Raw genomic sequence first — 23,003 nt, 5'->3', positions numbered from 1 at the left:
ATGTCCAAGGAACTTTCCTCGCTGTCCCAGCGCCGTTTGCTGGTTTCTACCTTCAGTGTCGCCGTCGCTTCGCTATCCCTGGGGGTACAGGCCCAGGACGCCAAGGAGCCGGTGACCCGGCTGGAAAGTCTGACCATCGAGGGTCAGGCGCAGCAGGAAGGCTTCAAGGCCGAGCAATCCGCCTCGCGCAAGTACACCGCTCCCTTGCTGGATACCCCGCAGACCGTCACCGTGGTGCCGGCGCAGGTGATCCAGGATCAGCAGGCGCTGAGTCTGAGATCGGTGCTGTCCAACGTCTCCGGTATCACCTTCAACGCCGGTGAGGGCGGTGGCGGCTCCGGCGACAGCATCAACATCCGTGGCTTCAGCGCCAACTCGAATATCCAGATCGATGGCCTGCGCGACAGCACCCAGACCAACCGTACCGACACCTTCAACCTGGAATCGGTCGAGGTCATCAAGGGCCCCAACTCGGTGTTCGGCGGCGCCGGCACCACGGGTGGCTCCATCAACCTGATCAGCAAGAAGCCCCAGGAGCGCCAGTTCACCCGCATTGGCGGAGGCTTGGGCACCGACAGCTATCGCCGCCTGACCCTGGACACCAACCAGCCGCTGCAGGGCGTGGGTACCGACAGCGCCTTTCGCCTCAACCTGATGGCCCACGAGAACGACGTGCCCGGCCGCGACCAGATCGACCGCGAGCGCTGGGGCATCGCGCCGTCGCTGGCCCTGGGCCTGTCGGATGATACCCGCCTGACCCTGAGCTACTTCCACCAGACCGACGACAACCAGCCCGACTACGGGGTGCCGGCGTTCAACGGCAAGCGCCTGGGCGGGGTGGATCGCGATGCCTATTTCGGCTTCAAGAACATCGACAAGGAAGACATCAATAACAATGTCTTCACCGTGGAGCTGGAGCATCGCTTCAACGACAACCTGAGTCTGCAGAACCTGACCCGCTACAGCCGCATCGAACGCGACGCGGTGATCTCCGCTTCCCACGTCAACCTGAGTGGCGTGGCCGCGGGCCGCTATCGTCCGGCCGGTCCCCAGGGCTATGGCCGCGACGTGACCTCGGAGATGTGGATCAACCAGACCAACCTGACCGGCACTGTCGATACCTTCGGCCTGGGGCATTCCTTCGTCCTGGGCGCCGAATTCTCCCGCGAGGACTACGACCGCGACACCTACAGCTATGGCCTGACCTTCCCGGCCGCCGGCTACTCCCTGGCTGCACCGCCGGAGCGCTACGACGGCGCGACCGACAAGCAGACCTCGGCCATCGCCAACAACGTGCTGACCGACAAGGCCATCTATGCCTTCGATACCATCGCGCTCAATCAGTACTGGGATCTGAACCTGGGGCTGCGCTACGACTGGTTCGACGGTGACAGCGACACCACCCCGGTCGCCAACGGCGTACGTGGCGCCAAGACTCAGCTGAGTTCCGATGACGCCAAGTTGAGCGGGCGCGCTGGCCTGGTATTCAAGCCGGCGCCGAACGGCCGGGTCTATGTGGCCTATGGCACCTCCTTCAACCCCTCGGCGGAAAGCCTGACCTCCACCGGCGCCGGCCTGAGCGCGGCCAACCAGGATCTGGGTCCGGAAAAGAACAAGACCTGGGAGCTGGGTACCAAGTGGGAGTTCCTCGACAGGCGCCTGGAGCTGGACGGCGCCCTGTTCCGCGTCGAGAAGAGCAATGCCCGGGAAACCCTGGCCGACGGCAGCACCGCCCTGGCCGGCGAGCAGCGCGTGCAGGGCATCGAGCTGGGCGCCACCGGGCGGATCACCCCGCAGTGGAACGTCTACGCCAACTTCACCTTCCTCGACAGCGAGACGCTCAAGGCCGCCGATACCCTGGATGGACGCAATCGCGAAGGCCAGGCGCTGGCCAACACCCCGCCGCGTTCGCTCAATCTCTGGACCACCTATGAGCTGCCGGCCGGTTGGCGGGTGGGCTATGGTGCCCGCTACGTCAGCGAGCGCAACGTCACCTCCAGCAACGACGGCGCCAAACTCGACGACTACTGGCTGCACAACGCCATGGTCGGCTATCGCGTCAATCGCAACGTCGACCTGCAACTCAACGTCAACAACGTCTTCGACAAGGACTATGTGGAGCGGGTCCGCTCGCAACTGGGCGTGAGCACGAGGTCGTCGGCCATCGAATACGGCGATGCCCGTTCCGCCATCCTGACCGCGACCTACAGCTTCTAAGGTCGTCCGCCAGACGCCGAGCCCTGCACCCGCGGGGCTTTCGGCTTTGAGGAGAACAGCGCCAATGATGATCAGCGTTCCGGGTGTGCTCACGCCCGAGCAGGTAGGGGAGTGCCGCCAGCGACTGGAAGCGGCGGCCTGGGCCGATGGCCGGCACACGGCCGGCTTCCAGTCGGCCATGGCCAAGGACAATCTGCAGCTGCCGGCGGATGAGCCGGCGGCGCGGGCGGTGGGTGAACTGATCCAGCAGGCGTTGGCGCGGCATCCGCTGTTCGTCGCCGCGGCGCTACCAGCGCGGGTGTTTCCGCCGCTGTTCAATCTTTATCAGGGCGGCCAGTCCTTCGGGCTGCACGTGGACAATGCGCTACGGGCCCTGCCGGATGGCAGCGGCTATCTGCGTACCGACCTGTCGGCCACGCTGTTCCTGTGCGAGCCGGACACGTACGACGGCGGCGAGCTGGTGGTGGAAGACACCTATGGCGCCCACAGCGTCAAACTGGCGGCCGGCGACCTGATCCTCTATCCGGCCAGCAGCCTGCACCGGGTGCTGCCGGTCACCCGAGGCGCGCGGCTGTGTTCCTTCTTCTGGATCCAGAGCCTGGTGCGCGATGCCGGTCAGCGCAGTCAGCTGTTCGAACTCGACCAGGGCATCCAGCGGGTGGCCGCCGAGCTGGGGCAGGGCCATGAGGCCTGCCTGCAACTGACCGGCGTCTATCACAACCTCCTGCGACAATGGGCTCAGCCCTGATCCGCAGGGGCCTCTTCCAGCTGCACAGCCTGCTTGGGCTGGCGGCTGGCCTGGTACTGGTGGTGCTAGGGGTGACGGGTGCGCTCTATAGCTTTCAGCTGGAATTGCTGGAGCTGCTCAATCCGCCGCCAAGCGCCGCGACTGCGGACCGGCGTCCGCTGACGCTGCCGGAGGTGCGGCAGCGCCTCGTTCCTCCGGGCCGGGAGTTGAGCTTCGTTTCCAGCATGGCGGGGGAGGGCTACGGCCTGCTCGGTCTGGCACCGGCGAAGGGTCAGGGCCGTGGCGAGGTGCAGCTGTTCGATCGCTACACCGGCGAGGTGCTGACGTCGCCCCGTGGCCAGGCGTTCTTTCGCCTGATCCTTGACCTGCACCGCTCCCTGGCCCTGGGACCGGTGGGCAAGGCCCTGACCGGCGCGGCCACCCTGATCCTGCTGGTGCTCTGTCTGTCCGGCCTCTACCTGCGCTGGCCGCGCCAGGTCCGGCGCTGGCGCACCTGGCTGACCCTGGACTGGGGCCGCCGGGGGCGCAGCTTCCATTGGGACCTGCACGCCGTGGCGGGCACCTGGTGCCTGCTGCTCTATCTGCTGGCGGCGCTGACCGGTCTCTATTGGTCCTATGACTGGTACCGCGAGGCCAGCGAGCGCCTGCTCGGCGCCGCCCCGGAGCCCCAGACTGCGGGGGTGGTGGCGCGCCAGGACGTGGATCTGGACGCGCTCTGGCAGAGCTTCCGCGCAGAGACCGGTGGACGCATCGAGGGCTACGGCCTGCTGCTGCCCAATCCGGCGCGCAAGGTCAGCCATCCCACCCTCTGGTACCTGCCCGAGGATGCCGAGCACCTCCGCGCCCTCAATCGCATCGTCTTCGATGAGCAGGGGCGGGTGCTCGACCATCGCCGCTACCGCGAGCAGCCGCTGGGTGCCCGGCTGTTGCTCAGCGTCTATGCCCTGCATTCGGGGGAGTACTTCGGCCTGGGGGGCCGGATAGCTCTGCTGCTCGCCAGCCTGGCCATGCCGCTGTTCATGGTGACCGGGCTCTGGCTCTATCTGGATCGCCGGCGCAAAGGCCGCCAGGCGCGCCAGGCGCAGATCGGGTTCACTCCGGCCGCGGCAGGGAGCGCCGACTGGCTGATCGGCTATGCCAGCCAGAGTGGCCAGGGCGAGGCGCTGGCCTGGCAGGCCGCCGGCCAGTTGCAGTCGGCGGGGCTGAGCGCCGAGGTGGTCGCGCTGGGGCGTCTCTCGGTGGAGCGACTGCAGCAGGCCACCCGGGCGCTGTTCGTCGTCGCCACCCACGGCGACGGCGAAGCCCCGGATGCCGCGCGCGGCTTCGAGCGGCGCATGCTGACCCAGGCGGCGACGCTGCCAAGTCTGAGCTATGGGGTGCTGGCCCTGGGCGACCAGCGCTATCCGGCCTACTGCGCCTTCGCCCGCCGGCTGGACGCCTGGCTGGCTGGGCAGGGCGCCCGATCACTGTTCGCCCCGGTGGAGGTGGACAATGGCGATCCCCTGGCGCTCGCCGTCTGGCAGGGGCAGTTGCAGGCCCTGGGCGCTGCGTGTGCCGAGCCACCGCCCGAGCGTCCGCTGCAGTCCTGGCAGCTGGCGGCGGTGCAGCGGCTCAACGCCGGCAGCCCCGGCGGAGCTGCCTTCGAGCTGCAGCTGCGGCCACCGCCTGGAAGCCACTGGGCACCGGGTGACCTGCTGGAGATCGCGCCGCGCCAGCGCGCCGAGCGCGTGGCGGCCTGGCTGCAGCCCCTGGGCCTGGCCGCTGACAGCAGGGTCGAGATCGGGGGTGTGACGCTCACCTTGGCGACGGCTCTGGAAACCCGTCTGCTGCCGGAAGACCAGACCGCGCTGCCGGGCTTGGACGCCCAGGCCCTGGTCGACGCCCTGAAACCGCTCGCCGTACGTCAGTACTCCATCGCCTCGCTGCCCGGCGAAGGCACCTTGCGGTTATTGGTACGCCAGGAGCGCAAGGCGGATGGCCGCCTGGGCATCGCCTCCGGTTGGCTGACCACGGCGCTACGACCCGGTGACCAGGTGCAGGCGCGGCTACGCGCCCATCCCGGCTTCCGACCGCCGCTGGACGAGCGCCCACTGATCCTGATCGCTGCCGGTACCGGCCTGGCCGGGGTGCGCCCGCTGCTGGTCGCCCGCATCGCCGCCGGACACCGGCGCAATTGGCTGCTGTTTGGCGAACGCACGGCGGCGCACGACGATTTCTATGGAGCGGAGCTGGATGCCTGGCAGGCGCAAGGCGAACTGGCCCGGCTGGACCAGGTGTTCTCGCGGGACGGCGCCGGTTACGTGCAGGAGCGCCTGAGCGCGCAGGCGGACCTGCTGCTGGACTGGCTGGCGGCGGATGCCGTGATCATGGTCTGCGGCAGTCTGCAAGGGCTGGGGCGTGGCGTGCACGCCACCCTGCAGGGGCTGCTCGGCGAGGCCGAGGTCCAGCGGCTGTTGGAGGATGATCGCTACCGCCGCGATCTCTACTAAGCCCGGGCGATGCACCAGACGCCGGCGCCGATCAGCACCACGCCGGCCAGCTTGCCCAGGGTGACCGGGTCCTGGCGAAAGCCGGCCCAGCCGAAGTGATCCAGACTCAGGGACATGGCCAGCTGGCCGGCGATCACCAGCGCCATGAACAGGGTGGCGCCGATGCGCGGACCGGCAAAGGCGGCCATGGCGATAAAGAACATGCCCAGCAGACCGCCGCACCAGTGCCACCAGTGCAGCTCGCGCAAGGCCCCCAGGGTGGGGACACCGCGCTGCCAGAGCGTCAGGCCCAGCAGGGCCAGTAGCCCGACCAGGAAGGAAATGGACGCCGCGGCGAAGACACTGGACAGCTGGCGGGCCAGTTGACCGTTGATGCCGGCCTGCAGCGGCAGGCAGGCACCGGCGATGAAGGGCAGGACGAGCAGCCACCAGACGGGCATCGACAGGACTCCAGGCGAAAGGGGGCGCGCAGTATGCCCCAGGGTGGGGCGAAGCGGTCGAACCGGCGACCTTCGGTCAGGCTCCAAGGGCTATCGCATTCCGGAGCAACCGTCATGGCGTCACCCTTGGAGAAGCGCTTGCCGATCCGCGAGGAGCCGGGCCTGCAACGCTGGATCTGGCGCTGCGAGCGGCTGGGCTGGGTACTGCTGGCCCTGTTCGTGGCGCTGGCCCTGGCCGGGCTGTTCGCCAGTGGCGGGCCCTGGGCCAAGGCGACGCGGATCAGCGACGATGGCCAGCTCAGGGTCGACTACGAGCGTTTCCAGCGCCGCGGGGCAGCGGCGACCCTGACCCTGGAACTTGCGCCCGGCGTCAACCGCGTCGGCCTCGACGAACGCCTGGTGGCCGACTGGACGGTGGAAGCTCTCTATCCGCAGCCCCTGCGCATGACCAGCAGCGACGGGGTGCTCTGGTTGGAACTGGCCGGCGGTACGGGGTCGAATCGCGTGCACCTGGCGCTGCGTCCGGATGCTTTGGGCACGGTCGACTGGCGCATCCTGCGACCCGGCCAGCCACCCCTGGAACTCTCTGCCTTCGTCTATCCCTAGGAACTGCCATGGAATCCGTCCTGCGCGCCGCCGCGATCTACGTCTTCTTGCTGGTGCTCTTTCGCATCACCGGGCGCCGGGCGCTGTCGGAGATCACCACTTTCGATTTCGTCCTGCTGCTGGTGATCGGCGAGGCGACCCAGCAGGCGCTGTTGGGGGATGATTTTTCGGTGATCAACGCCTTCGTGGTGATCGCCACCCTGGTGCTGATCGACATCCTGCTTTCGTTGTTCAAGGAGCGCTCACCCAAGGTGGGGCGCTTTCTCGATGGCGTGCCGCTGATCGTGGTGGAGTACGGCAAGCCGTTGACCGCGCGGCTGCGCAAGGCCCGCCTGACCGAAGAGGACATCCTCGAAGCGGCGCGGCAGAGTCAGGGGCTGGAGCGGCTGGAGCAGATCCGCTTCGCGGTGCTGGAGAAGAACGGGCAGATCTCGGTGATACCCGAGCCCGGAGCGAAGTAACGAGAGGTGAAAGGCAGGAAGGGCAGGATGATCCTGCCCTTGGTCATGGTCTGAATGACGCCGGGTTACCGCTGGCCGCCACCACTGTTCTGACCGCCCTTGCGACCGGCCTCGGACGCTTTCTCGCGGTCATTGGCGAAACTGCCGCCGCTGTTCTGACCGCCCTTGCTGCCGGCTTCGGCGGCTTTCTCGCGATCATTGGCGAAGTTGCCTGGATTGGAATTCGATTGCTTGGTGGTCATGGTCGCTCTACCTCTCGTGGGAATGTAGTGCAGAACGCATTGCCTGCCTTGGTATGGAGGGGCGAACGCGGCAAGGTTTCCCGGTCGGAGGATGGGCGGTCGCTGGCCAGGAGCCACTGTCTGGACCGTATCTAGCTTTGGCCGAAGGCCTGTCCAACCTGGCCGCTGGGTTGCAAGGTGCGCCAGGTTTGCCCCGCCCGGAAAAGCCTGGACGCAGCGGTGTCGCTGCGTCCAACTCCTGTGGCTATTGGCTTGTACGACGGATGGCGCCTGCGCTAGAAACCGTCGATGGGAATCTTCAGGTAGCGCCGGCCATTGGCCTCGGCCGGCGGCAGGGTACCGGCGCGGATGTTCACCTGGATCGCCGGCAGGATCAGGGTCGGCATGGACAGGGTGGCGTCGCGGCGGGTGCGCAGGGCGACGAAGGCGTCTTCGTCCACCCCATCGCGGACGTGGACGTTGAGGGCGCGCTCTTCACCCACGGTGGTCTCGTGGCGCGCCTCGCGGCCCGCCGGCGGATAGTCGTGGCACAGATAGAGACGGGTGGCCTCCGGCAGGGTCAGCAGGCGGCGGATCGAGCGATAGAGGTCGCGGGCGCTGCCACCGGGGAAGTCGCAACGGGCCGAGCCGACATCGGGCATGAACAGGGTATCGCCGACGAAGACGTGTTCTTCTTCCACCTGATAGGCCATGTCGGCCGGGGTGTGGCCGGGCACGTGCAGGGCGCGGGCGGTCAGGGCACCGATATGGAAGACCTCGTCGGGCCGGAACAGGTGATCGAACTGGGAGCCGTCGAGGCGGAACTCGGGCTCCAGGTTGAAGACCTCCTTGAAGGCGCCCTGGACGTGGCGGATGCCCTCGCCGATGGCGATGCGACCGCCCAGTTGCCGGCGCAGATAGGGCGCGGCGGAGAGGTGGTCGGCATGGGCGTGGGTCTCCAGCAGCCACTCCACGGTCAGTCCCTGATCGCGCACGAAGCGGGCGACGCGATCCGCCGACAAGGTGGCGGTGCGGCCCGAATGCGGATCGTAGTCCAGCACCGAATCGACAATGGCGCAGCGACTGCCGGGCGCCTCGTAGATCACATAGGTGAAGGTGGACGTGGTGGCGTCGAAGAAGGGTTCGATGCGCGGAGTCATGACCGGGCCTCGTGAAGAGAAAGGGCGTCCCACCTTAACACGGAGCCCTGCTGCCCCGTGGCGTGCCTCGTCGCCGCAGGGCGATCGTTCGGCTCCGCCTAGTACCGCGCCTGCTGCATCTCCCGTAGCCGGCTCAGGGTGCGGCGGAAAGGGAATTCCAGAAAGCCGCGGGTGTACAGCCGCTCCAGGGGCACGGCGGCGTTCAGGTAGAGCGGGCGGCGGCGGTCGTAGGCTTCGTCGACCAGGGCGATGAAGCGGCGCACGGCGTCGTCCTGGGGCGCCAGGCGGGGCAGTTCGCGATCGCCGGCGAGGACGCGCGTCGCGCCGTCTTCGGTGCCGCGGGCGATCCGGCCCGCGCGGGGATCGCCGGACAGGCAGGGCACGCCGCCCAGCAGCAGGGCAGGGAAGCGGGTGCAGAGATCGATGTAGTCGGTGGTCGCCCAGGCGCCCTGGCAGAGGGTGGCGAAGTCCAGCCAGATCGCGCCGGGTGCACGCTGGATAACCGGCAACAGGCGCTCGCCGAGGGTGAGGGGCTCATCGGTCGCGGCTTGGCCGACGGTGAGCTGGGCGAAGGTCGCGGCCAGGGCGGTGGGATCGTCCACCCAATAGCGCGGTTCGGCCTGGCCTTCATGCAGACGGTGGTCCTGGCCGCCGTCCACCTCCAGCACGTCCAGCTGCGCCTGGAGCGCGGCGATGGCCGGCAACAGGCGCTCGCGATTGAAGCCGTCGGCATAGAGCTGCTCCGGCGGCTGGTTGGAGGTGACCACCAGCACCAGGCCCTGGTCCAGCAGGGCGCGCAGCAGGCCGCCTACCAGGATGGCGTCGCCGATGTCGCTGACGAAGAGTTCGTCGAAGCACAGCACCCGCACTTCGGCGGCCAGTTCCCGGGCCAGCGCCTGCAGGGGATCACGGGTGCCGCTGAGCTGGAACTGGCGCTGGTGCACCCAGCGCATGAAGTGATGGAAGTGCTGGCGGCGGGCGGGCACCGGCAGGTTGGCGTGGAACAGGTCCAGCAGCCAGGTCTTGCCGCGGCCGACCGGACCCCAGAGATAGAGACCGCGTGCCGGGCGGCCCGCCAGCAGCGCCGCATGGCAGGCTTCCAGCTGCTGGGCGGCGGCCTCCTGGGCGGTATCGGGCAGGCGGTCGCCCTGGGCCAGGGCCTGGCGGTAGGCGGCGAGGGGAGAGCGGGTATTGGACATGGCCGCCACTCTAGCGCCCGGGCCGGTAGCAGACCATGCCCCGGCGGAATGACGTGAGTCCTTTATAGCGTTTGAAGGCCGGCCACGGCGGTTCGATAGTGCGAGACGACCCTGCCGGACGCCGCCGGCACCCGCTTTCATCTCTGCCTGGAGCCCTGTCATGGCCGCCGATTCGACCCTGCACCTCGCCCACTGCCTCGCCTCCGTGGGCGTCTCCGAGATCCTCAAGATCACCGAGCGGGCCAACGCCCTGCGCCGCCAGGGCGCCGATCTGCTGGTGCTGGGTGCGGGCGAGCCGGATTTCGATACCCCGGAGCACATCAAGGAAGCGGCGATCCAGGCCATCCGCGCCGGCCAGACCAAGTACACGGTGCTCGACGGCAGCCCGGCGCTCAAGGAGGCCATCCGCCGCAAGTTCGCGCGTGAGAACGACCTGGTATTCGCCCAGGACGAGGTGACCGCCTCGGCCGGCGCCAAGCAGGTGATCTTCAATGCCATGATGGCGACCCTGGACGCGGGCGACGAGGTGATCATCCCCGCGCCCTTCTGGGTGACCTATGCCGACATCGTCACCATCCTCGGCGGCACGCCGGTGGTGCTGCCGTGCCGTGAGGAGGATGGCTTCCGCCTGACCGCCGCGGCCCTGGAGGCGGCCATCACCCCGCGTACCCGCTGGGTGATGCTCAACTCGCCGTCCAACCCTTCGGGGGCGGCCTATGGCGAGGAACACTATCGGCCGCTGCTGGAGGTGCTGCTGCGCCACCCGCAGGTCTGGCTGATGGTGGACGACATGTACGAACACATCCTCTACGACGGCTTTCGCTTCGTCACCCCGGCGGCGCTGGAGCCGCGGCTGCGAGAGCGTACCCTGACCATCAACGGCGTCTCCAAGGCCTATGCCATGACCGGTTGGCGCCTGGGCTACGCCGGTGGACCGAAGGCGCTGATCCAGGCCATGGCCAGTGTGCAGAGCCAGGTGACCTCCTGCCCCTGCTCGGTCAGCCAGGCCGCGGCCATCGCCGCCCTGGATGGGCCGCAGGACATCGTGCGCGAGCGCTGCGAGCTGTTTCGCGAGCGGCGGGATCTGGTGGTGGATGCCTTGAATGCGGTGCCGGGTCTGTCGGCGCGGCGGCCCGAGGGGGCCTTCTATGTCTACGCCAGTTGCGCGGGGGTCTTGGGTCGGCGGACGCCGAACGGGGAGGTGATCGACAGCGATACGGCCTTTGCCCGCTACCTCATGGACGAGGGCGGGGTGGCGGTGGTGCCAGGCTCGGCCTTTGGCCTGGCGCCTTACTTCCGGGTTTCCTACGCCACCTCGCGGGAGGTGCTGGAGGAAGCCTGCCGCCGGATCGCCGAGGCGACCCGGCGGCTGCTGGCCTGATCAGCCGGCCGGCGGAGCGGGCGGCGCCGGCGGTTGGGCACCCGGGGCGACCGGCTGGACGCCAGGGGGCGGGGGTGGCGGCAGACGACCGGGGCCACGGGGCGCCGGCGGGGTGTCCAGGGGCTGCAGCGAGTTGGCATCGGCGCCGAGGGCGCTGACCCGGAAGGCACGGCCCTGGGCATTGGCCACCAGCTCACCGCGAGCGGCGATGCTCTGACCGGGCTTGAGCAGGGCTTGCAGGCGCAGCGCTTCGTGGGGCGGTAGACGCAGGGCGGTGCCGTCCTGCAGCAGGGCGCCGTTCACGTCGCCACGGGGACCGTGCAGCAGCTGGACGATCTGGCCCTGGAGGCTGTCGTTATCGCGTTCGGCGCCCGGACGGGGCGGCGGCGGACGCGGTTTGCCGCTGCGCTCGGGGCCTTCGTCGGTGACTGTCTTGCCGGTCTGGACATTGGTCAGCGAGACCGCCTGGACCAGCGGCAGGCTGGCGGCGCGCAGGCCGGCGACGTTGATGCTGTCACCTGGCTTGAAGATGGCGGCCAGTTGCTCGGACAGGTGCGGCGGGGTGTTGACCTCGGTGCCGTCGGTCAGGATCAGGCCGTCGATATCGCCCCGGGGATTGAGCAGGAACTGCTTGAGCTGGCCCTGCTGGGTGGGAATCTGGGCACTGGCAGCGGTGGTGGTGGCCGCGCTGCCGGCGGGTGCGGTCTGTGCCAGGACGAGGCCACTGACGGACAGCAGGGCGAAGGTCCCGATCACGAGGGTTTGGGTCTTGGTAGGCATGGATGACTCCTGCGGTGGTTGACGATCAGGCTATTGCAGGGCCTGTGCCAACTTTTATTTTCGTTATCAATCAATGGCTTGGTACTTTTAGCGGCTATCCGGGCCAGGCATTGCGTCCGGCTTGCGGACAGCCCTGTCGGTAAAGCGGACAGCCTAGGCGGAGCTGTCTTCTTCGCCGACACCCAGGCCCAGCCGGCTCAGCTTGGTGTAGAGCAGCTGGCGATGAATGCCCAGGCGCCGCGCCGCCTCGGCGCGATTGCCGCCGCTGCGTTGCAGGGCCCGCTCGATCAGCAGGCGTTCCAGGCGCGCGGTGGCTTCGGCCAGGGTCTCCTCCGGCCAGCTGGCGTCGATGGCTAACTCATCCGGCGTCTCGCCCTGCAGGAAGGCCAGGTCGGCGGCGACGATGCGCTCGCCCTGGGCCAGGGTCGCGGCGCGCTGGATGGCGTTGCGCAATTCCCGCACGTTGCCCGGCCAGGGGTGGCGCAGCAGCAGGGCGGCGGCATCGTCCGCCAGGACGCGACCGCTGGGCGCGAGGAAGTGCTCGGCCAGCGGCAGGATGTCGGCACGCCGCTCGCGCAGGGCCGGCAGGTGGATGGGTACCACGTGCAGGCGATAGAAGAGGTCCTCGCGGAAGTCGCCGCTGGCGACGCGCTGGGCCAGGTCGCGGTGGGTGGCCGCCACCAAGCGCACGTCCAGGCGTACCGGTGCGCCGCCCACCGGGGTCACCTCGCGTTCCTGCAGGGCGCGGAGGATCTTGGCCTGCATCGCCAGCGGCATGTCGCCGATCTCGTCGAGAAAGAGGGTGCCGCCCTGGGCTTCGCGAAAGGCGCCCAGGCGATTGGCGGTGGCCCCGCTGAAGGCGCCGCGCACATGGCCGAAGAGTTCGCTTTCCAGCAGGTCCGGCGGGATGGCCGCGCAGTTGACTGCCACGAAGGGCGCCCCGCGTCGCTTGCCGTGCTCGTGGATGGCGCGGGCCACCAGTTCCTTGCCGGTGCCGGTCTCGCCGGTGACCAGCACCGTGGCCTCGCTGTCCACCAGACGGCCGATGGTCTTCTGCACCTGGCGCAGGGCATCGCTGCCGCCCACCAGGGTGTGGCCTTCGACCGTGGCCGGCGGCGCCGCAGCGGGACCGCGCTGGGCGGTCATGCCAGCCAGCACCCGGATCAGGTCATCGCGACCGATGGGCTTGGTGAGGTGGTCGAAGGCGCCCAGGCGCATGGCCTCGATGGTGTTGCCGGCGCTGGCGAAGGCGGTCAGCACCGTGACCGCCGGCGGCTCGGGCAGAGCGCGAATGCGCGCCAGCACCTCCAGGCCATCCAGCCCCGGCATGCGCAGGTCGAGCAGCACGGCGTCCACCGGTTCCTGCGCCAGGCGCTGCAGGCCCGCTTCGCCCCCGTCGGCCTGCAGCACCCGGTAGCCCTGGTCCGCGGCGGTTTCCGCCAGGGCGTCGCGCAGACCGGCGTCGTCGTCGATGATCAGCAGGGTTGGCATGGGAGGAGGATCTCGAAGCGAGTGGGGACGGAAGGTTCGATCAGGCGCGCCTCGCCGCCGTGGGCGCGGGCGGTCTCGCGGACCAGGGCCAGGCCCAGGCCGGTGCCTTCGGGGCGACCGGTAACGAAGGGCTCGAAGAGCTGGGCGCGCAACTCGGCAGGCGGGCCCTGGCCTGCGTCTTCCACCGCCAGCACCAGCCAGTCGCCGCGCCGGCTGGCGTCGAGGCGGATCTCGCTGGCGGCCGGGGCGGCCTGCAGGGCGTTGAGCAGCAGGTTGTCCAGGGCACGCGCCAGGGCGTCGCGATCGAAATAGCCCTGCTCGACGGCCACCCTGGCGGTCAGGCGGATGCCGCGCTGGGCGGCCTGGTCTTCGTGACCGGCCAGCACCTCGCGGCAGAAGACCGGCAGTTCGATGGCGGTCGGTTGCAGGTGCAGCGGCTGGGTGAGGTCGAGCAGGCGGCGCAGCAGGCTGTCGAGGCGGGTGACCTGCAGCAGGATGGCGTCCAGCGCGCGCTGCTGACGGCCGCTGTCGCCGGCCAGGGCATTCTCGGCCTTGAGGCGCATGGCGGCCAGCGGATTGCGGATCTCGTGGGCGACCCCGGCGGCCACCCGACCGAGGGCCGCCAGCCGCTCACTGGCATGCACCTGGGTGGTCAGCCGCTGGGCTTCGCTGCGGGCCTGGGCCAGGCGCTGGCCGGCCTGGTTGAGCGCCGCCAGCACCCGATCCAGCTCGCGTTCGCCGGTGAGGGCGAGGGTGGGCAGGTCGTGGCTGGCACTGGTTCCCAGATCGCGCTCGACTCGCGCCACATGCCGCGACCACTGCCAGGTGAGTCGACCGAGCAGCAGGGTGGCGGCGAGCATGGCCAGCAGCAGCAGGCCCAGGCCCAGTTTCAGCTGGCGCTGACCGCTGCCCTCGGCGAAGGTCAGGCGGGTCAGGGTCCAGGCGGCGAGATCGGGGATGGGGCCGGACAGCGGGCAGGCGGCGACCAGCACCGTGGCGCCGTCCGCGCTGAAGCTGTCGCTCAGGCTGCGCGCCTCGGCCAGGGTCGCGGCGGAGAGATCGGCCAGGTGCTGGCGTTCGGCGGCGGTCAGGGTGAAGGGACTGGCATCGGCCAGGAGCCCGGCCTGTTCCTGCCAGAGGCCACCGGCCATGCCGCGATAGCGCAGCAGGGCGACACTGGCCACGCCGGCGAGACTGCGCTGCAGCGCCGGATCGACGAGGCCAGCGGTAGGTCCGGACCAGCCATTGCTGTAGAACCGGTAGCTGCTGGCGATGGCCTGGCAGGCCTGCTCTGCTTCCACGGTGGCCTGGCCGAGCTGGGCGCTTTCCGACTGGCGCAGGAGCAGGATCATCAGCCAGCCGACCCCGACGGCCATGCCGCCGAGCATCAGCAGCAGGGCAATCAGACGACTGCGCAGCGATCCGAACATGGGATTTCTCTATCCAGGCCTTGGCCTGGATAGAGTGCCACACCCCGGCGGAGTTCGAGTGCCAGAGCGGGTGTCAGGCGCGCCGGCCGAATTCCGCTTCCTGCGCCGTCCAGCCGGGTACCCGCTCGCTCAGGGACAGCCCGAGCCCCGGACGGGTCGGTACCTGCATCCGCCCGTCACGGGTTTCCAGGCGTTCGTTGAACAGCGGCTCCAGCCATTCGAAGTGTTCCACCCAGGGCTCGGTGGGATAGGTGGCGGCAAGGTGCACGTGCAATTCCATGGCGAAGTGCGGTGCCAGCATCACGCCGGCCTGCTCGGCCAGGGCGGCCACCTTGAGGAAGGGCGTGATGCCACCGACCCGTGGCGCGTCGGGCATCAGGAAGTCGGCACCGCGCAGGCGGATGAATTCCTGGTGCTCGGCGATGCTGGTCAGCATCTCGCCGGTGGCGATGGGGGTGTCGAAGGCCGCGGCCAGGGCGGCGTGACCTTCGGCGTCGTAGCAGTCCAGCGGCTCCTCGATCCAGATCAGGTTGAATTCCTCGAAGCGCCGGCACATGCGCTGGGCGGTGGGTCGGTCCCATTGCTGGTTGGCGTCGACCATCAGCGGGAAGCTGTCGCCCAGGTGGCGGCGCACGCAGGCGACGCGCTCAAGGTCCAGGGCACAATCAGGCTGGCCGACCTTGAGCTTGATGCCGCCAATACCTTTCTCGCGGGAGCGATCGGTATTCACCAACAACTGCTCCAGCGGCGTATGCAGGAAGCCACCGGAGGTGTTGTAGCAGCGCACCGAATCGCGCTGGGCACCTAGTAGGCGTGCCAGGGAGAGGTTGGCGCGACGGGCCTTGAGGTCCCAGAGGGCCACGTCGAAGGCGCCGATGGCCTGGGTGGCGAGACCACTGCGACCCACCGAGGCGCCGGCCCAGCAGAGCTTGGTCCAGAGTTTCTGGATGTCGCTGGGGTTCTCGTCGAGCAGCACCGGGGCAATTTCATGGGCGTGGGCGAACTGGCCGGGGCCGCCGGCGCGCTTGGAATAGCTGAAGCCCAGGCCGCGCTGGCCGTCGCGGGTTTCGATCTCGACGAAGAGGATGGCGATCTCGGTCATCGGCTTCTGCCGGCCGGTGAGCACCTTGGCGTCGCTGATGGGGGTTGCCAGTGGCAGGAACACGGAAGCCAGGCGGACCCAGGCGATGCGGTCCTGGTCGGCGCTGTAGGCGATATCGGTCATGGGGAAGTCTCCGGGGTGAGGGATCAGGGACGGGTGGCAGGCAGGGCGTCGGCGGTGGCGGCTGGCTCGTCGTTGAGTTCGCCGAGGTCCAGGCGCTTGAGCGGGCCGACGATGACCAGGTAGGAGAAGGCGCCGAGCAGGCCCATGGCGGCGACGTAGATGAGGGCCACGTCGAAGGAGCCGAGCTGGTTGATCATCAGGCCAATCGCCAGTGGGGTGACGATGCTGGCGATGTTGCCGCAGAAGTTGAAGAGCGCGCCGCTCACGCCCATGGCGCGCTTGGGCGAGACATCGCCGACGATGCACCAGCCGAGGTTGCCGACGCCCTTGGCGAAGAAGGCGATGGACATCACCAGGGTGACCAGGGCGATGGACTGGGTGTAGTTGGCCACCACGATGCTGCTGGAGAGCAACAGGCCGACGATGATCGGCGTCTTGCGCGCGGCGGTGAGGCTGTAGCCGCGGCGCAGCATGCCGTCCGACCAGAGTCCGCCGAGAACGCCGCCCAGGCAGCCGGCCACCGGCGGGATGGCGGCGATCAGGCCGACCTTGAGCATGGTCAGCCCCTTGGCCTCGACCAGGTAGGTGGGAAACCAGGTGAGAAAGAACCAGGTGATGGTGGTCAGGCAGAATTGCCCCAGGTAGATGCCCAGCATCATGCGATTGCCGCTGATGGCCTTGAAGGTGCGCCAGCTGAAGGGCGCCCGGGTGTCGCCCAGGTCGGGCAGGCCGCCGCCAGCCTCGATATGGTCCAGCTCGCTCTGGCTGACGCGTCTGTCATGCCGGGGCTCCTGCACGGTGGCGAACCACAGCAGGCCGATGAGGATGCCGGCGCCGCCGGTCCAGAAGAACACGTGCTCCCAGCCGAACTGGTTGAGCAGGATCACCATCAGTGGCGTGAACACCGCCAGGGCGAAATACTGCGCCGACTGGAAGATGGCGGTGGCCAGGCCGCGCTCCTGGCGCGGGAACCACATCACCGTGAGGCGGTTGTTGGCCGGAAAGGCCGGCGACTCGGCCACGCCCATGAGAAAGCGCAGCACGAACAGCGCCAGCAGGGCCGAGGAGAAGAGGCCGACGTAGCCCTGCAGGAAGGTCAGCGCCGACCAGAGGATCAGGCTGGCGCCCAGCACCAGCCGGGAGCCGAAGCGATCGAGCACGATGCCGCCGGGAATCTGCATGGCGGTGTAGGCCCAGCCGAAGGCCGAGAAGGCGAGCCCCATAGCCACGGCGTCGAAACCGAGGTCGTGACGCATGGCCGGTGCGGCGATGGAGAGGGTGGCGCGGTCGACGTAGTTGAATACCGTCACCAGAAAGATCATCGCCAGGACGAGATAGCGGACGCGAGTACGCCGCGACGGCTCAGGGGAAGTGCGCATTGTTATTGTCCTTTTCAGCGGGCAAAGCCGGCGGCGAGGCCGGCACCTGCAGGAGGACGCTAAGCTGATTACGCAATCATTCAAGCGTCAGCGAGTGCTCTCGCGCATGACCAGTTCGAAGCCGGTATCCCGTTTTCGCGGGGCCTCCGCACCCGCCAGGCGGGCGAGCAGGGCCGCGGCGGCATGGGTGCCCATTTCGGCACCGCGGACATCGACGGTGCTCAGCGCTGGGAGCAGATGGGCGGCGCTGGCCAGGTTGCCAAAGCCCATCACGGCCAGCTCCGCCGGTACGCGCAGGCCGCGGGCATGGGCTTCGGCGAGTACTCCGTGGGCGAGGGTGTCGGAGCTGCAGACCACCACTTCGGGACGGGCGCCGATCTCGAGCAGGCGGGTCAGACCCTGGCGCCCCAACGCCGGGGTGGCCGGTGGCGGGAGACTCACGTCAGCTGGCGCGGCCAGTCCCTGGCGGGCCAGTTCGGCACGAAAGGCATCGCGGCGCAGCCGTCCCCGGGGATCGTCCAGGGTCAGGCTGGCGAAGTGGCGATAGCCACGCGTCAGTAGCTGTCGGGCGATGGCCTGGCCCACCGCCTCGTGGGAAAAGCCCACCAGCATGTCCAGCGGTCGCTCGCCCTGGTCCCAGCACTCCACCAGCGGAATGCCGGCCTGGGACAGGCGCAGCCGGCTGGCAGCGGTGTGCAGGGTGCCGGTGAGCACCATGGCGTCGGGACGGCGGCGCAGCAGGGCGGCCACTAGCTGCTCTTCGCGTTCGGCGGAATAGTCGGTCAGGCCCAGCAGGGTCTGGTGGCCGGCCCTGGTCAGGGTCTGCATGAGCGCCTGCACGGTGTCGGCGAAGATGGAGTTGACGATGGTGGGTACCAGGATGGCGATCAGCCGGCTCTCCTGGGGCGCGCTGCCGGCGGTGAGCATGGCCGGCTGGTAGCCGCTCTCGCGTACCGCGCGAAAGACCTTTTCGCGCAGTGCCGGACGGACGATCTCCGGCTGGTTGAGGGTACGCGAAACGGTGATCGGCGAGACCCCGGCCAGGCGGGCCACGTCCTTGAGGGTCGGCGGCTTGCCATCGGGACGGCCCCTCCAGGGCAGGGTGTTGCGATCGCTGGACAAGGGAGATCTCCACGACAGGCGAGGGAAAGCGGGATTCTGCCAAGTCGTACGATGACCCTCAAGGCGGACGAGCCACAAACGTACAAGCCAGGGCAGGGCGCGCTGGCTAGCCTGGGCCTCTCCCTAAAACTCCGGCAGGTGCCCCTTGGAAATCGTCCTCTATGCCCTGAGCGTCATGTACAGCCCCGGCCCGGTCAACGCCCTGGGCCTCAGTGCCGGTCTGCGGGGCCAGGCCCGGCGCGCCCTGGGTTTCCATCTCGGCGTTGGCTGCGCCATGCTGCTGCTGTTTCTCGGCCTGGGTTATGGCGGTGCTGCCTTGGTGTCTGCCCGGGTGCTGCCGTGGCTGGCGCTGGCCGGCGGCGCCTACAGCCTGTACCTGGGCTATCGTCTCGCCAGGGCGACGCCGACGGTCGCGACCGACGCCGAGGGGACACAGGATGCGCGGCTGAGCTTTCTGGGCGGACTGCTGATGCAGGGACTCAATCCCAAGGGTTGGCTGGCTGTGCTGCCCATCGCCACGGTGATGTTTCCGGCGGCCCAGGTGACCGGCGTCAAGATCGCCCTCTGCTCGCTGCCGCTGGCCATCGCCGCTGGCGGGGCGCCGGCCTGCTATGCGCTGCTGGGCAGCCTGCTGGGTCGCACCCTGCTGCGCGGACGGGGCCTGCGCTGGGTGAATCGGCTGCTGGGGTTGAGCCTGGTAGGCTGTGCCCTGCTGCTGTTCCACGATGCCTACCGCGACCTGCTCAGCTGATCGCCGCCCGGGAGGTTGGCCATGACTTCGACATCCGCCCTGCCTTCGCCCCGCGACTGGGTCCGGCATGCCCCGCTGGATGACCGCCTGGAATCCATCGAGGCCTTTTTCAGCGGTCATGCCTTCGATCCCCATCGCCATGCGACCTATGCCATCGGGCGTACCCTGGCCGGGGTGCAGAGCTTTTCCTATCGCGGTGCCAAGGCCAGCAGCCTGCCGGGCGAGACCATGGTCTTTCACCCGGACGAGGTCCATGACGGCCGCGCCGGTGCCGCCTGCGGCTTTCGCTATCGGATGCTCTATGTACCGCCGGCCCTGGTGCAGGACGTCCTCGGCGGACGGCCCTTGCCCTTCCACCGCGAGGGCGTTTCCCTGGATCCACGGCTGGCGCGGGCCACCGATGCGGTGTTCGCCACCCTTGACGAGCATGCCGATGCCCTGGGGCGCGACGATGCCCTCTATGGCCTGGTCGCCACTCTCGCCGAGGTCTGCCAGACCTGGCCCAGTCGCGGGCGGGTGGATTTCGCCGCCGCGCTGCGGGCGCGTGAATACCTGGAGGACCATTTCGACCAGGCCGTCTCCCTGGATGATCTGGCCCGCTGCGCTGGCCGAGATCGCTGGAGTCTGACGCGGGATTTCCGCGCCTACTTCGGCACCAGTCCCCATCGCTACCTGACCCTGCGGCGCCTCGATCGGGTACGGCTGCAGGTACGTCTGGGTCGAGGGCTGGCCGAGGCCGCCGTGGCGGCAGGTTTCTACGACCAGAGTCACATGACGAAACATTTCCGTCAGGCCTTCGGAATGGCTCCAGCCCGCTGGTTTCGTGAACTGGCCAGACCGCCCGTCGCGTCTGCTACGGATAGTGCACCCGGCCATTAGCGCCGCAACGATCACGACGGTCTCGTTCAGCGGCATGCACTGTTCAATGGGCGCCGCCAGCGAAACGATCAGGGCCGAGGACAGTCAACCTGTGCGCACTTCATAAACAGGAGCCCTCTATGACCGGCCAGGGAGAATCTGCCGCTCGTCCCACCTTCAGTCCTCCGGTCTTCTGGACCTCGACGCTGCTGCTACTGGTGCTGGTGCTCTATGCCAGTCTGTTCCAGGCCAATGCCCAATGGCTGTTCGCCGCCATCCAGGGCTGGATCATCACCAACCTCAGCTGGTTCTACATCCTCGCCGTGGCCATCATCCTCGGCACCGTGGTGTTTCTCGGCATGAGTCGCTATGGCGACATCAAGCTCGGCCCGGACCACAGCGAACCGGACTACGCCAACACCACCTGGTTCGCCATGCTGTTTTCCGCCGGCATGGGTATCGGCCTGATGTTCTTCGGTGTCGCCGAGCCGGTGATGCACTTTCTCAATCCGCCCTATGCCGATGGCCAGACGGTGGACGCCGCCCGCCAGGCCATGCGCATCACCTTCTTTCACTGGGGCCTGCACGCCTGGTCGATCTACGCCATCGTCGCCCTGATCCTGGCCTACTTCAGCTACCGTCACGGCCTGCCGCTGACCCTGAGATCGGCGCTCTATCCCTTGATCGGCGAGCGCATCTACGGACCTATCGGCCACGCCGTGGACATCTTCGCTATCATCGGCACCGTGCTGGGCGTCGCCACCTCCCTGGGCTTTGGCGTGTCGCAGATCAACACCGGCCTGAACGTGCTGTTCGGCGTACCGGTGTCCACCCCGGTGCAGATCGGTCTGATCGTGATCACCACGGCGCTGGCCACCCTGTCGGTGGTCTCCGGCCTGGACAAGGGCGTACGGCGCCTGTCGGAACTCAACCTGGGCCTGGCGGTGCTGTTGATGCTCACCGTGATCATCCTCGGCCCCACGGTGCTGATCCTGCAGACCTTCGTCGAGAACACCGGCGGCTACCTCAGCGAGATCGTCAGCCGCACCCTCAATCTCAACGCCTATCGACCCACCGACTGGATCGGTGGCTGGACGCTGTTCTACTGGGGCTGGTGGCTGGCCTGGTCGCCCTTCGTCGGGCTGTTCATCGCCCGCATCTCGCGCGGGCGGACCATCCGCGAATTCGTCTCCGGCGTGCTGCTGGTACCGGCCGGTTTCACCCTGCTGTGGATGACGGTGTTCGGCAACACGGCGATCCACATGATCCTCACCGAGGGCATCACCGATCTGGCCACCGCGGTATCCCAGGACAGCTCCCTGGCGCTGTTCGCCTTTCTCGAACACTTCCCCTTCGCCAGCGTGATTTCCATGGTGGCCATCGTCATGGTGGTGGTGTTCTTCGTCACCTCGGCCGATTCCGGCGCCATGGTGGTGGACATGCTGGCTTCCGGTGGCCAGGACCAGACGCCGGTCTGGCAGCGGGTGTTCTGGGGTGCCAGCATGGGCCTGGTGGCCATCGCGCTGCTGCTGGCCGATGGCTTGAAAGCCTTGCAGACCGCCACCATCGCCAGTGCGCTGCCGTTCACCATCGCCCTGCTGTTCAGCATGCACGGCCTGCTCAAGGCCCTCAAGCTGGACGCCACCAAGCGTGGCCTGCGCCATCAGTCGCTGAGTCTCACTCCGCCCACCACCCGCACGCCGGGTGGCTGGCAGCGGCGCCTGCGCGGCCTGGCGATGTTTCCCCGGCGCAGCCACGTGGTGCGCTTCATTGGCGAGGTCGCCAAGCCGGCCTGCCTGGCGGTGGCCGAGGAATGGCGCAAGCAGGGCTACGTCTGCGGTGTGGAAGACCGCGACGATGGTGGGGTGCGGCTGTACATCGGTCCGGTCGAGCAGCCCGAGTTCGTCTATCAGGTAAGACCCCATGCCTATGCCATGCCCAGTTTCGTCATGGGCAGCGAGCCGGGGGAGGAGCGCAAGTACTTCCGCGCCCAGGTCTATCTGCGCGAAGGCGGTCAGGACCATGACGTCATGGGCTGGTCGCGCGAGGACGTCATCGGCGACATCCTCGACCAGTACGAACGCCACATGCACTTCCTGCATCTGGTGGGCTGAAACGCGAACCGGGCCTTGCGCCCGGTCCGCCGATACCCGAAGACCGCTGCCGACCTGGCAGCGGTCTTTTTCTATTTCACCCGGAAACGCCGGACCACGGCGATCAACTGCTCGTTGGACGACTGCACCGCCGCGGTGCTCTCGGCGGTGCGCTGACCGCTGGTGACCAGGTCGTCGACCATGTGGCGCACGGCGACCATGTTCTGGTTGATCTCGCCGGCCACCACGCTCTGCTCTTCGGCCGCCGCGGCGATCTGGGTCGACAGGTCGCTGATGCGCACCACCGAGCCGTTCATCTCGTCCAGGCCAGCGGTGACCTCGCGGGTCTTTTCGGCGGTGCTCTGGCAGCTGCTCTTGGTCACTTCCATGGCCGCCACGGCGGAGCTCACGCCCTGCTGCAGCCGCCCGAGCATCTCGTTGATCTCGGCGGTACTCTGCTGGGTACGGCCAGCCAAGGCGCGCACCTCGTCGGCCACCACCGCGAAGCCCCGACCCTGCTCACCGGCCCGGGCTGCCTCGATGGCGGCGTTGAGTGCCAGCAGGTTGGTCTGGCCGGCGATCTCGCCGATCACCCCGAGCACATCGTTGATGCGCTGGGCATCGCTCTGCATGGCCTGCACCTTGAGGGTGGCGTCTTCCACCTGATCCACCAGGGCCAGGACGCTGGCCGAGGCCTGCTGGACCACCGCGCGGGAACGCTCGGCCTGGCCATTGGCGGCCTGGGTGAGGGTGGCGGTGTCGCTGGCGCTGCGTGCCACGGAATCGGAGGTGGCGCTCATCTCGGTGATGGCGGTCACCGCCTGGTCGGTCTCGCTGGCATGCCGTGCCAGGATGGCGCCGTTCTGCTGGGCCTGGCCATGAAGTTGCTTGAGGCCGGTGTCGATGCGGTCGGTGGCGTCGCCCACCTCGCCGATCAGCCGCTGCAGATAAC

18 protein-coding genes and 2 pseudogenes are annotated in these 23,003 nt (G+C 68.4%); 9 read left to right on the top strand and 11 right to left on the bottom strand.

Annotated elements, in window-relative coordinates; all coding sequences use genetic code 11:
* From NRG74_RS11755 to NRG74_RS11745, 3 genes are all read left to right on the top strand, one after another.
* A complete protein-coding gene (locus NRG74_RS11755; protein ID WP_257703973.1) occupies positions 1-2,217 on the top strand; it encodes a TonB-dependent receptor in 2,217 nt (738 codons plus the stop codon).
* A gap of 64 nt (positions 2,218-2,281) precedes the next feature.
* Entirely contained in the window at positions 2,282-2,965 is a 684-nt protein-coding gene (locus NRG74_RS11750; protein WP_257703971.1) for a Fe2+-dependent dioxygenase, read from the top strand.
* Positions 2,950-5,454 carry a sulfite reductase flavoprotein subunit alpha gene (locus tag NRG74_RS11745; RefSeq protein ID WP_257703969.1) on the top strand — a complete coding sequence of 835 codons (2,505 nt, stop codon included), beginning with the start codon at positions 2,950-2,952 and terminating at the stop codon, positions 5,452-5,454. Before NRG74_RS11750 ends, NRG74_RS11745 begins: the two co-directional genes overlap by 16 nt.
* On the opposite strand, the gene NRG74_RS11740 is transcribed toward NRG74_RS11745, so the two are convergent.
* Entirely contained in the window at positions 5,451-5,900 is a 450-nt protein-coding gene (locus tag NRG74_RS11740) for a DMT family transporter (RefSeq protein ID WP_231893078.1), read from the bottom strand. The two genes, NRG74_RS11745 and NRG74_RS11740, sit on opposite strands and share 4 nt — an antisense overlap.
* A gap of 108 nt (positions 5,901-6,008) precedes the next feature.
* Between NRG74_RS11740 and NRG74_RS11735 the strand changes: the two genes are divergently transcribed.
* Both NRG74_RS11735 and NRG74_RS11730 read left to right on the top strand, forming a co-directional pair.
* Positions 6,009-6,500, top strand: coding sequence for a hypothetical protein (locus NRG74_RS11735; RefSeq protein ID WP_160923663.1), 492 nt, complete (start codon positions 6,009-6,011; stop codon positions 6,498-6,500).
* Between the two features lie 8 nt (positions 6,501-6,508).
* Positions 6,509-6,961: a DUF421 domain-containing protein gene (locus NRG74_RS11730; protein ID WP_017642480.1), complete on the top strand. Its 453-nt coding sequence runs from the start codon at positions 6,509-6,511 to the stop codon at positions 6,959-6,961.
* A gap of 65 nt (positions 6,962-7,026) precedes the next feature.
* Here the strand turns inward: NRG74_RS11730 and NRG74_RS11725 are convergent.
* The 3 genes and pseudogenes from NRG74_RS11725 to zapE form a co-directional block, all read right to left on the bottom strand.
* A pseudogene (locus NRG74_RS11725) lies at positions 7,027-7,176 on the bottom strand (general stress protein); the annotation flags it as partial.
* 302 nt (positions 7,177-7,478) lie between these two features.
* Positions 7,479-8,342, bottom strand: a complete 864-nt coding sequence (locus tag NRG74_RS11720; protein WP_257703963.1) for an MBL fold metallo-hydrolase — start codon at positions 8,340-8,342, stop codon at positions 7,479-7,481.
* A 98-nt stretch (positions 8,343-8,440) separates the two neighbouring features.
* Positions 8,441-9,541, bottom strand: coding sequence for a cell division protein ZapE (gene zapE / locus NRG74_RS11715; RefSeq protein WP_257703961.1), 1,101 nt, complete (start codon positions 9,539-9,541; stop codon positions 8,441-8,443).
* 160 nt (positions 9,542-9,701) lie between these two features.
* On the opposite strand from zapE, the gene NRG74_RS11710 reads away from it, so the two are divergent.
* Positions 9,702-10,922: a pyridoxal phosphate-dependent aminotransferase gene (locus tag NRG74_RS11710; protein WP_064308524.1), complete on the top strand. Its 1,221-nt coding sequence runs from the start codon at positions 9,702-9,704 to the stop codon at positions 10,920-10,922.
* Here NRG74_RS11710 and NRG74_RS11705 read toward each other — a convergent pair whose 3' ends face one another.
* The 6 genes from NRG74_RS11705 to NRG74_RS11680 form a co-directional block, all read right to left on the bottom strand.
* On the bottom strand, positions 10,923-11,702 hold the full coding sequence (locus NRG74_RS11705; RefSeq protein WP_257703958.1) for a hypothetical protein: 780 nt from the start codon (positions 11,700-11,702) through the stop codon (positions 10,923-10,925).
* A 153-nt stretch (positions 11,703-11,855) separates the two neighbouring features.
* Entirely contained in the window at positions 11,856-13,193 is a 1,338-nt protein-coding gene (locus NRG74_RS11700) for a sigma-54-dependent transcriptional regulator (RefSeq protein WP_257703956.1), read from the bottom strand.
* Positions 13,178-14,623, bottom strand: coding sequence for a sensor histidine kinase (locus NRG74_RS11695; protein ID WP_257703954.1), 1,446 nt, complete (start codon positions 14,621-14,623; stop codon positions 13,178-13,180). The genes NRG74_RS11700 and NRG74_RS11695 overlap by 16 nt, the downstream gene beginning before the upstream one ends.
* Positions 14,624-14,696: 73 nt before the next feature.
* Positions 14,697-15,848: an L-talarate/galactarate dehydratase gene (locus NRG74_RS11690; RefSeq protein ID WP_257703952.1), complete on the bottom strand. Its 1,152-nt coding sequence runs from the start codon at positions 15,846-15,848 to the stop codon at positions 14,697-14,699.
* Positions 15,849-15,871: 23 nt separating this feature from the next.
* Positions 15,872-17,227, bottom strand: a complete 1,356-nt coding sequence (locus NRG74_RS11685; RefSeq protein ID WP_257703950.1) for an MFS transporter — start codon at positions 17,225-17,227, stop codon at positions 15,872-15,874.
* 87 nt (positions 17,228-17,314) lie between these two features.
* Positions 17,315-18,349: a LacI family DNA-binding transcriptional regulator gene (locus NRG74_RS11680; RefSeq protein ID WP_257703949.1), complete on the bottom strand. Its 1,035-nt coding sequence runs from the start codon at positions 18,347-18,349 to the stop codon at positions 17,315-17,317.
* 145 nt (positions 18,350-18,494) lie between these two features.
* Between NRG74_RS11680 and NRG74_RS11675 the strand changes: the two genes are divergently transcribed.
* The 3 genes from NRG74_RS11675 (at position 18,495) to NRG74_RS11665 (ending at position 22,072) form a co-directional block, all read left to right on the top strand.
* Positions 18,495-19,100 (top strand): LysE family translocator, encoded by a 606-nt coding sequence (locus tag NRG74_RS11675; RefSeq protein WP_257703948.1) that lies wholly within the window; start codon positions 18,495-18,497, stop codon positions 19,098-19,100.
* A gap of 21 nt (positions 19,101-19,121) precedes the next feature.
* Positions 19,122-19,979, top strand: coding sequence for an AraC family transcriptional regulator (locus tag NRG74_RS11670; RefSeq protein WP_257703947.1), 858 nt, complete (start codon positions 19,122-19,124; stop codon positions 19,977-19,979).
* Positions 19,980-20,098: 119 nt separating this feature from the next.
* Positions 20,099-22,072: a BCCT family transporter gene (locus tag NRG74_RS11665; RefSeq protein WP_257703945.1), complete on the top strand. Its 1,974-nt coding sequence runs from the start codon at positions 20,099-20,101 to the stop codon at positions 22,070-22,072.
* Positions 22,073-22,143: 71 nt separating this feature from the next.
* On the opposite strand, the pseudogene NRG74_RS24640 reads toward NRG74_RS11665, so the two are convergent.
* Positions 22,144-22,716: pseudogene (locus tag NRG74_RS24640) on the bottom strand (methyl-accepting chemotaxis protein); the annotation flags it as partial.
* Between the last annotated feature and the right edge of the window lie 287 nt (positions 22,717-23,003).

The organism is Pseudomonas oryzihabitans (assembly GCF_024652905.1).
GTDB classification, from domain to species: domain Bacteria; phylum Pseudomonadota; class Gammaproteobacteria; order Pseudomonadales; family Pseudomonadaceae; genus Chryseomonas; species Chryseomonas benzopyrenica.
Note: the sequence above shows the minus strand (reverse complement) of the source record. Positions and strands in the feature narration are given on the sequence as shown.

What these genes read in the sequence shown, in the direction of transcription:
- zapE (WP_257703961.1), bottom strand. Translation starts at nt 9,541, where the DNA reads ATGTCCAATACCCGCTCTCCCCTCGCCGCCTACCGCCAGGCCCTGGCC.
- NRG74_RS11710 (WP_064308524.1), top strand. Translation starts at nt 9,702, where the DNA reads ATGGCCGCCGATTCGACCCTGCACCTCGCCCACTGCCTCGCCTCCGTG.
- NRG74_RS11755 (WP_257703973.1), top strand. Translation starts at nt 1, where the DNA reads ATGTCCAAGGAACTTTCCTCGCTGTCCCAGCGCCGTTTGCTGGTTTCT.
- NRG74_RS11685 (WP_257703950.1), bottom strand. Translation starts at nt 17,227, where the DNA reads ATGCGCACTTCCCCTGAGCCGTCGCGGCGTACTCGCGTCCGCTATCTC.
- NRG74_RS11665 (WP_257703945.1), top strand. Translation starts at nt 20,099, where the DNA reads ATGACCGGCCAGGGAGAATCTGCCGCTCGTCCCACCTTCAGTCCTCCG.
- NRG74_RS11670 (WP_257703947.1), top strand. Translation starts at nt 19,122, where the DNA reads ATGACTTCGACATCCGCCCTGCCTTCGCCCCGCGACTGGGTCCGGCAT.
- NRG74_RS11720 (WP_257703963.1), bottom strand. Translation starts at nt 8,342, where the DNA reads ATGACTCCGCGCATCGAACCCTTCTTCGACGCCACCACGTCCACCTTC.
- NRG74_RS11730 (WP_017642480.1), top strand. Translation starts at nt 6,509, where the DNA reads ATGGAATCCGTCCTGCGCGCCGCCGCGATCTACGTCTTCTTGCTGGTG.
- NRG74_RS11750 (WP_257703971.1), top strand. Translation starts at nt 2,282, where the DNA reads ATGATGATCAGCGTTCCGGGTGTGCTCACGCCCGAGCAGGTAGGGGAG.
- NRG74_RS11745 (WP_257703969.1), top strand. Translation starts at nt 2,950, where the DNA reads ATGGGCTCAGCCCTGATCCGCAGGGGCCTCTTCCAGCTGCACAGCCTG.
- NRG74_RS11705 (WP_257703958.1), bottom strand. Translation starts at nt 11,702, where the DNA reads ATGCCTACCAAGACCCAAACCCTCGTGATCGGGACCTTCGCCCTGCTG.
- NRG74_RS11695 (WP_257703954.1), bottom strand. Translation starts at nt 14,623, where the DNA reads ATGTTCGGATCGCTGCGCAGTCGTCTGATTGCCCTGCTGCTGATGCTC.
- NRG74_RS11700 (WP_257703956.1), bottom strand. Translation starts at nt 13,193, where the DNA reads ATGCCAACCCTGCTGATCATCGACGACGACGCCGGTCTGCGCGACGCC.
- NRG74_RS11735 (WP_160923663.1), top strand. Translation starts at nt 6,009, where the DNA reads ATGGCGTCACCCTTGGAGAAGCGCTTGCCGATCCGCGAGGAGCCGGGC.
- NRG74_RS11690 (WP_257703952.1), bottom strand. Translation starts at nt 15,848, where the DNA reads ATGACCGATATCGCCTACAGCGCCGACCAGGACCGCATCGCCTGGGTC.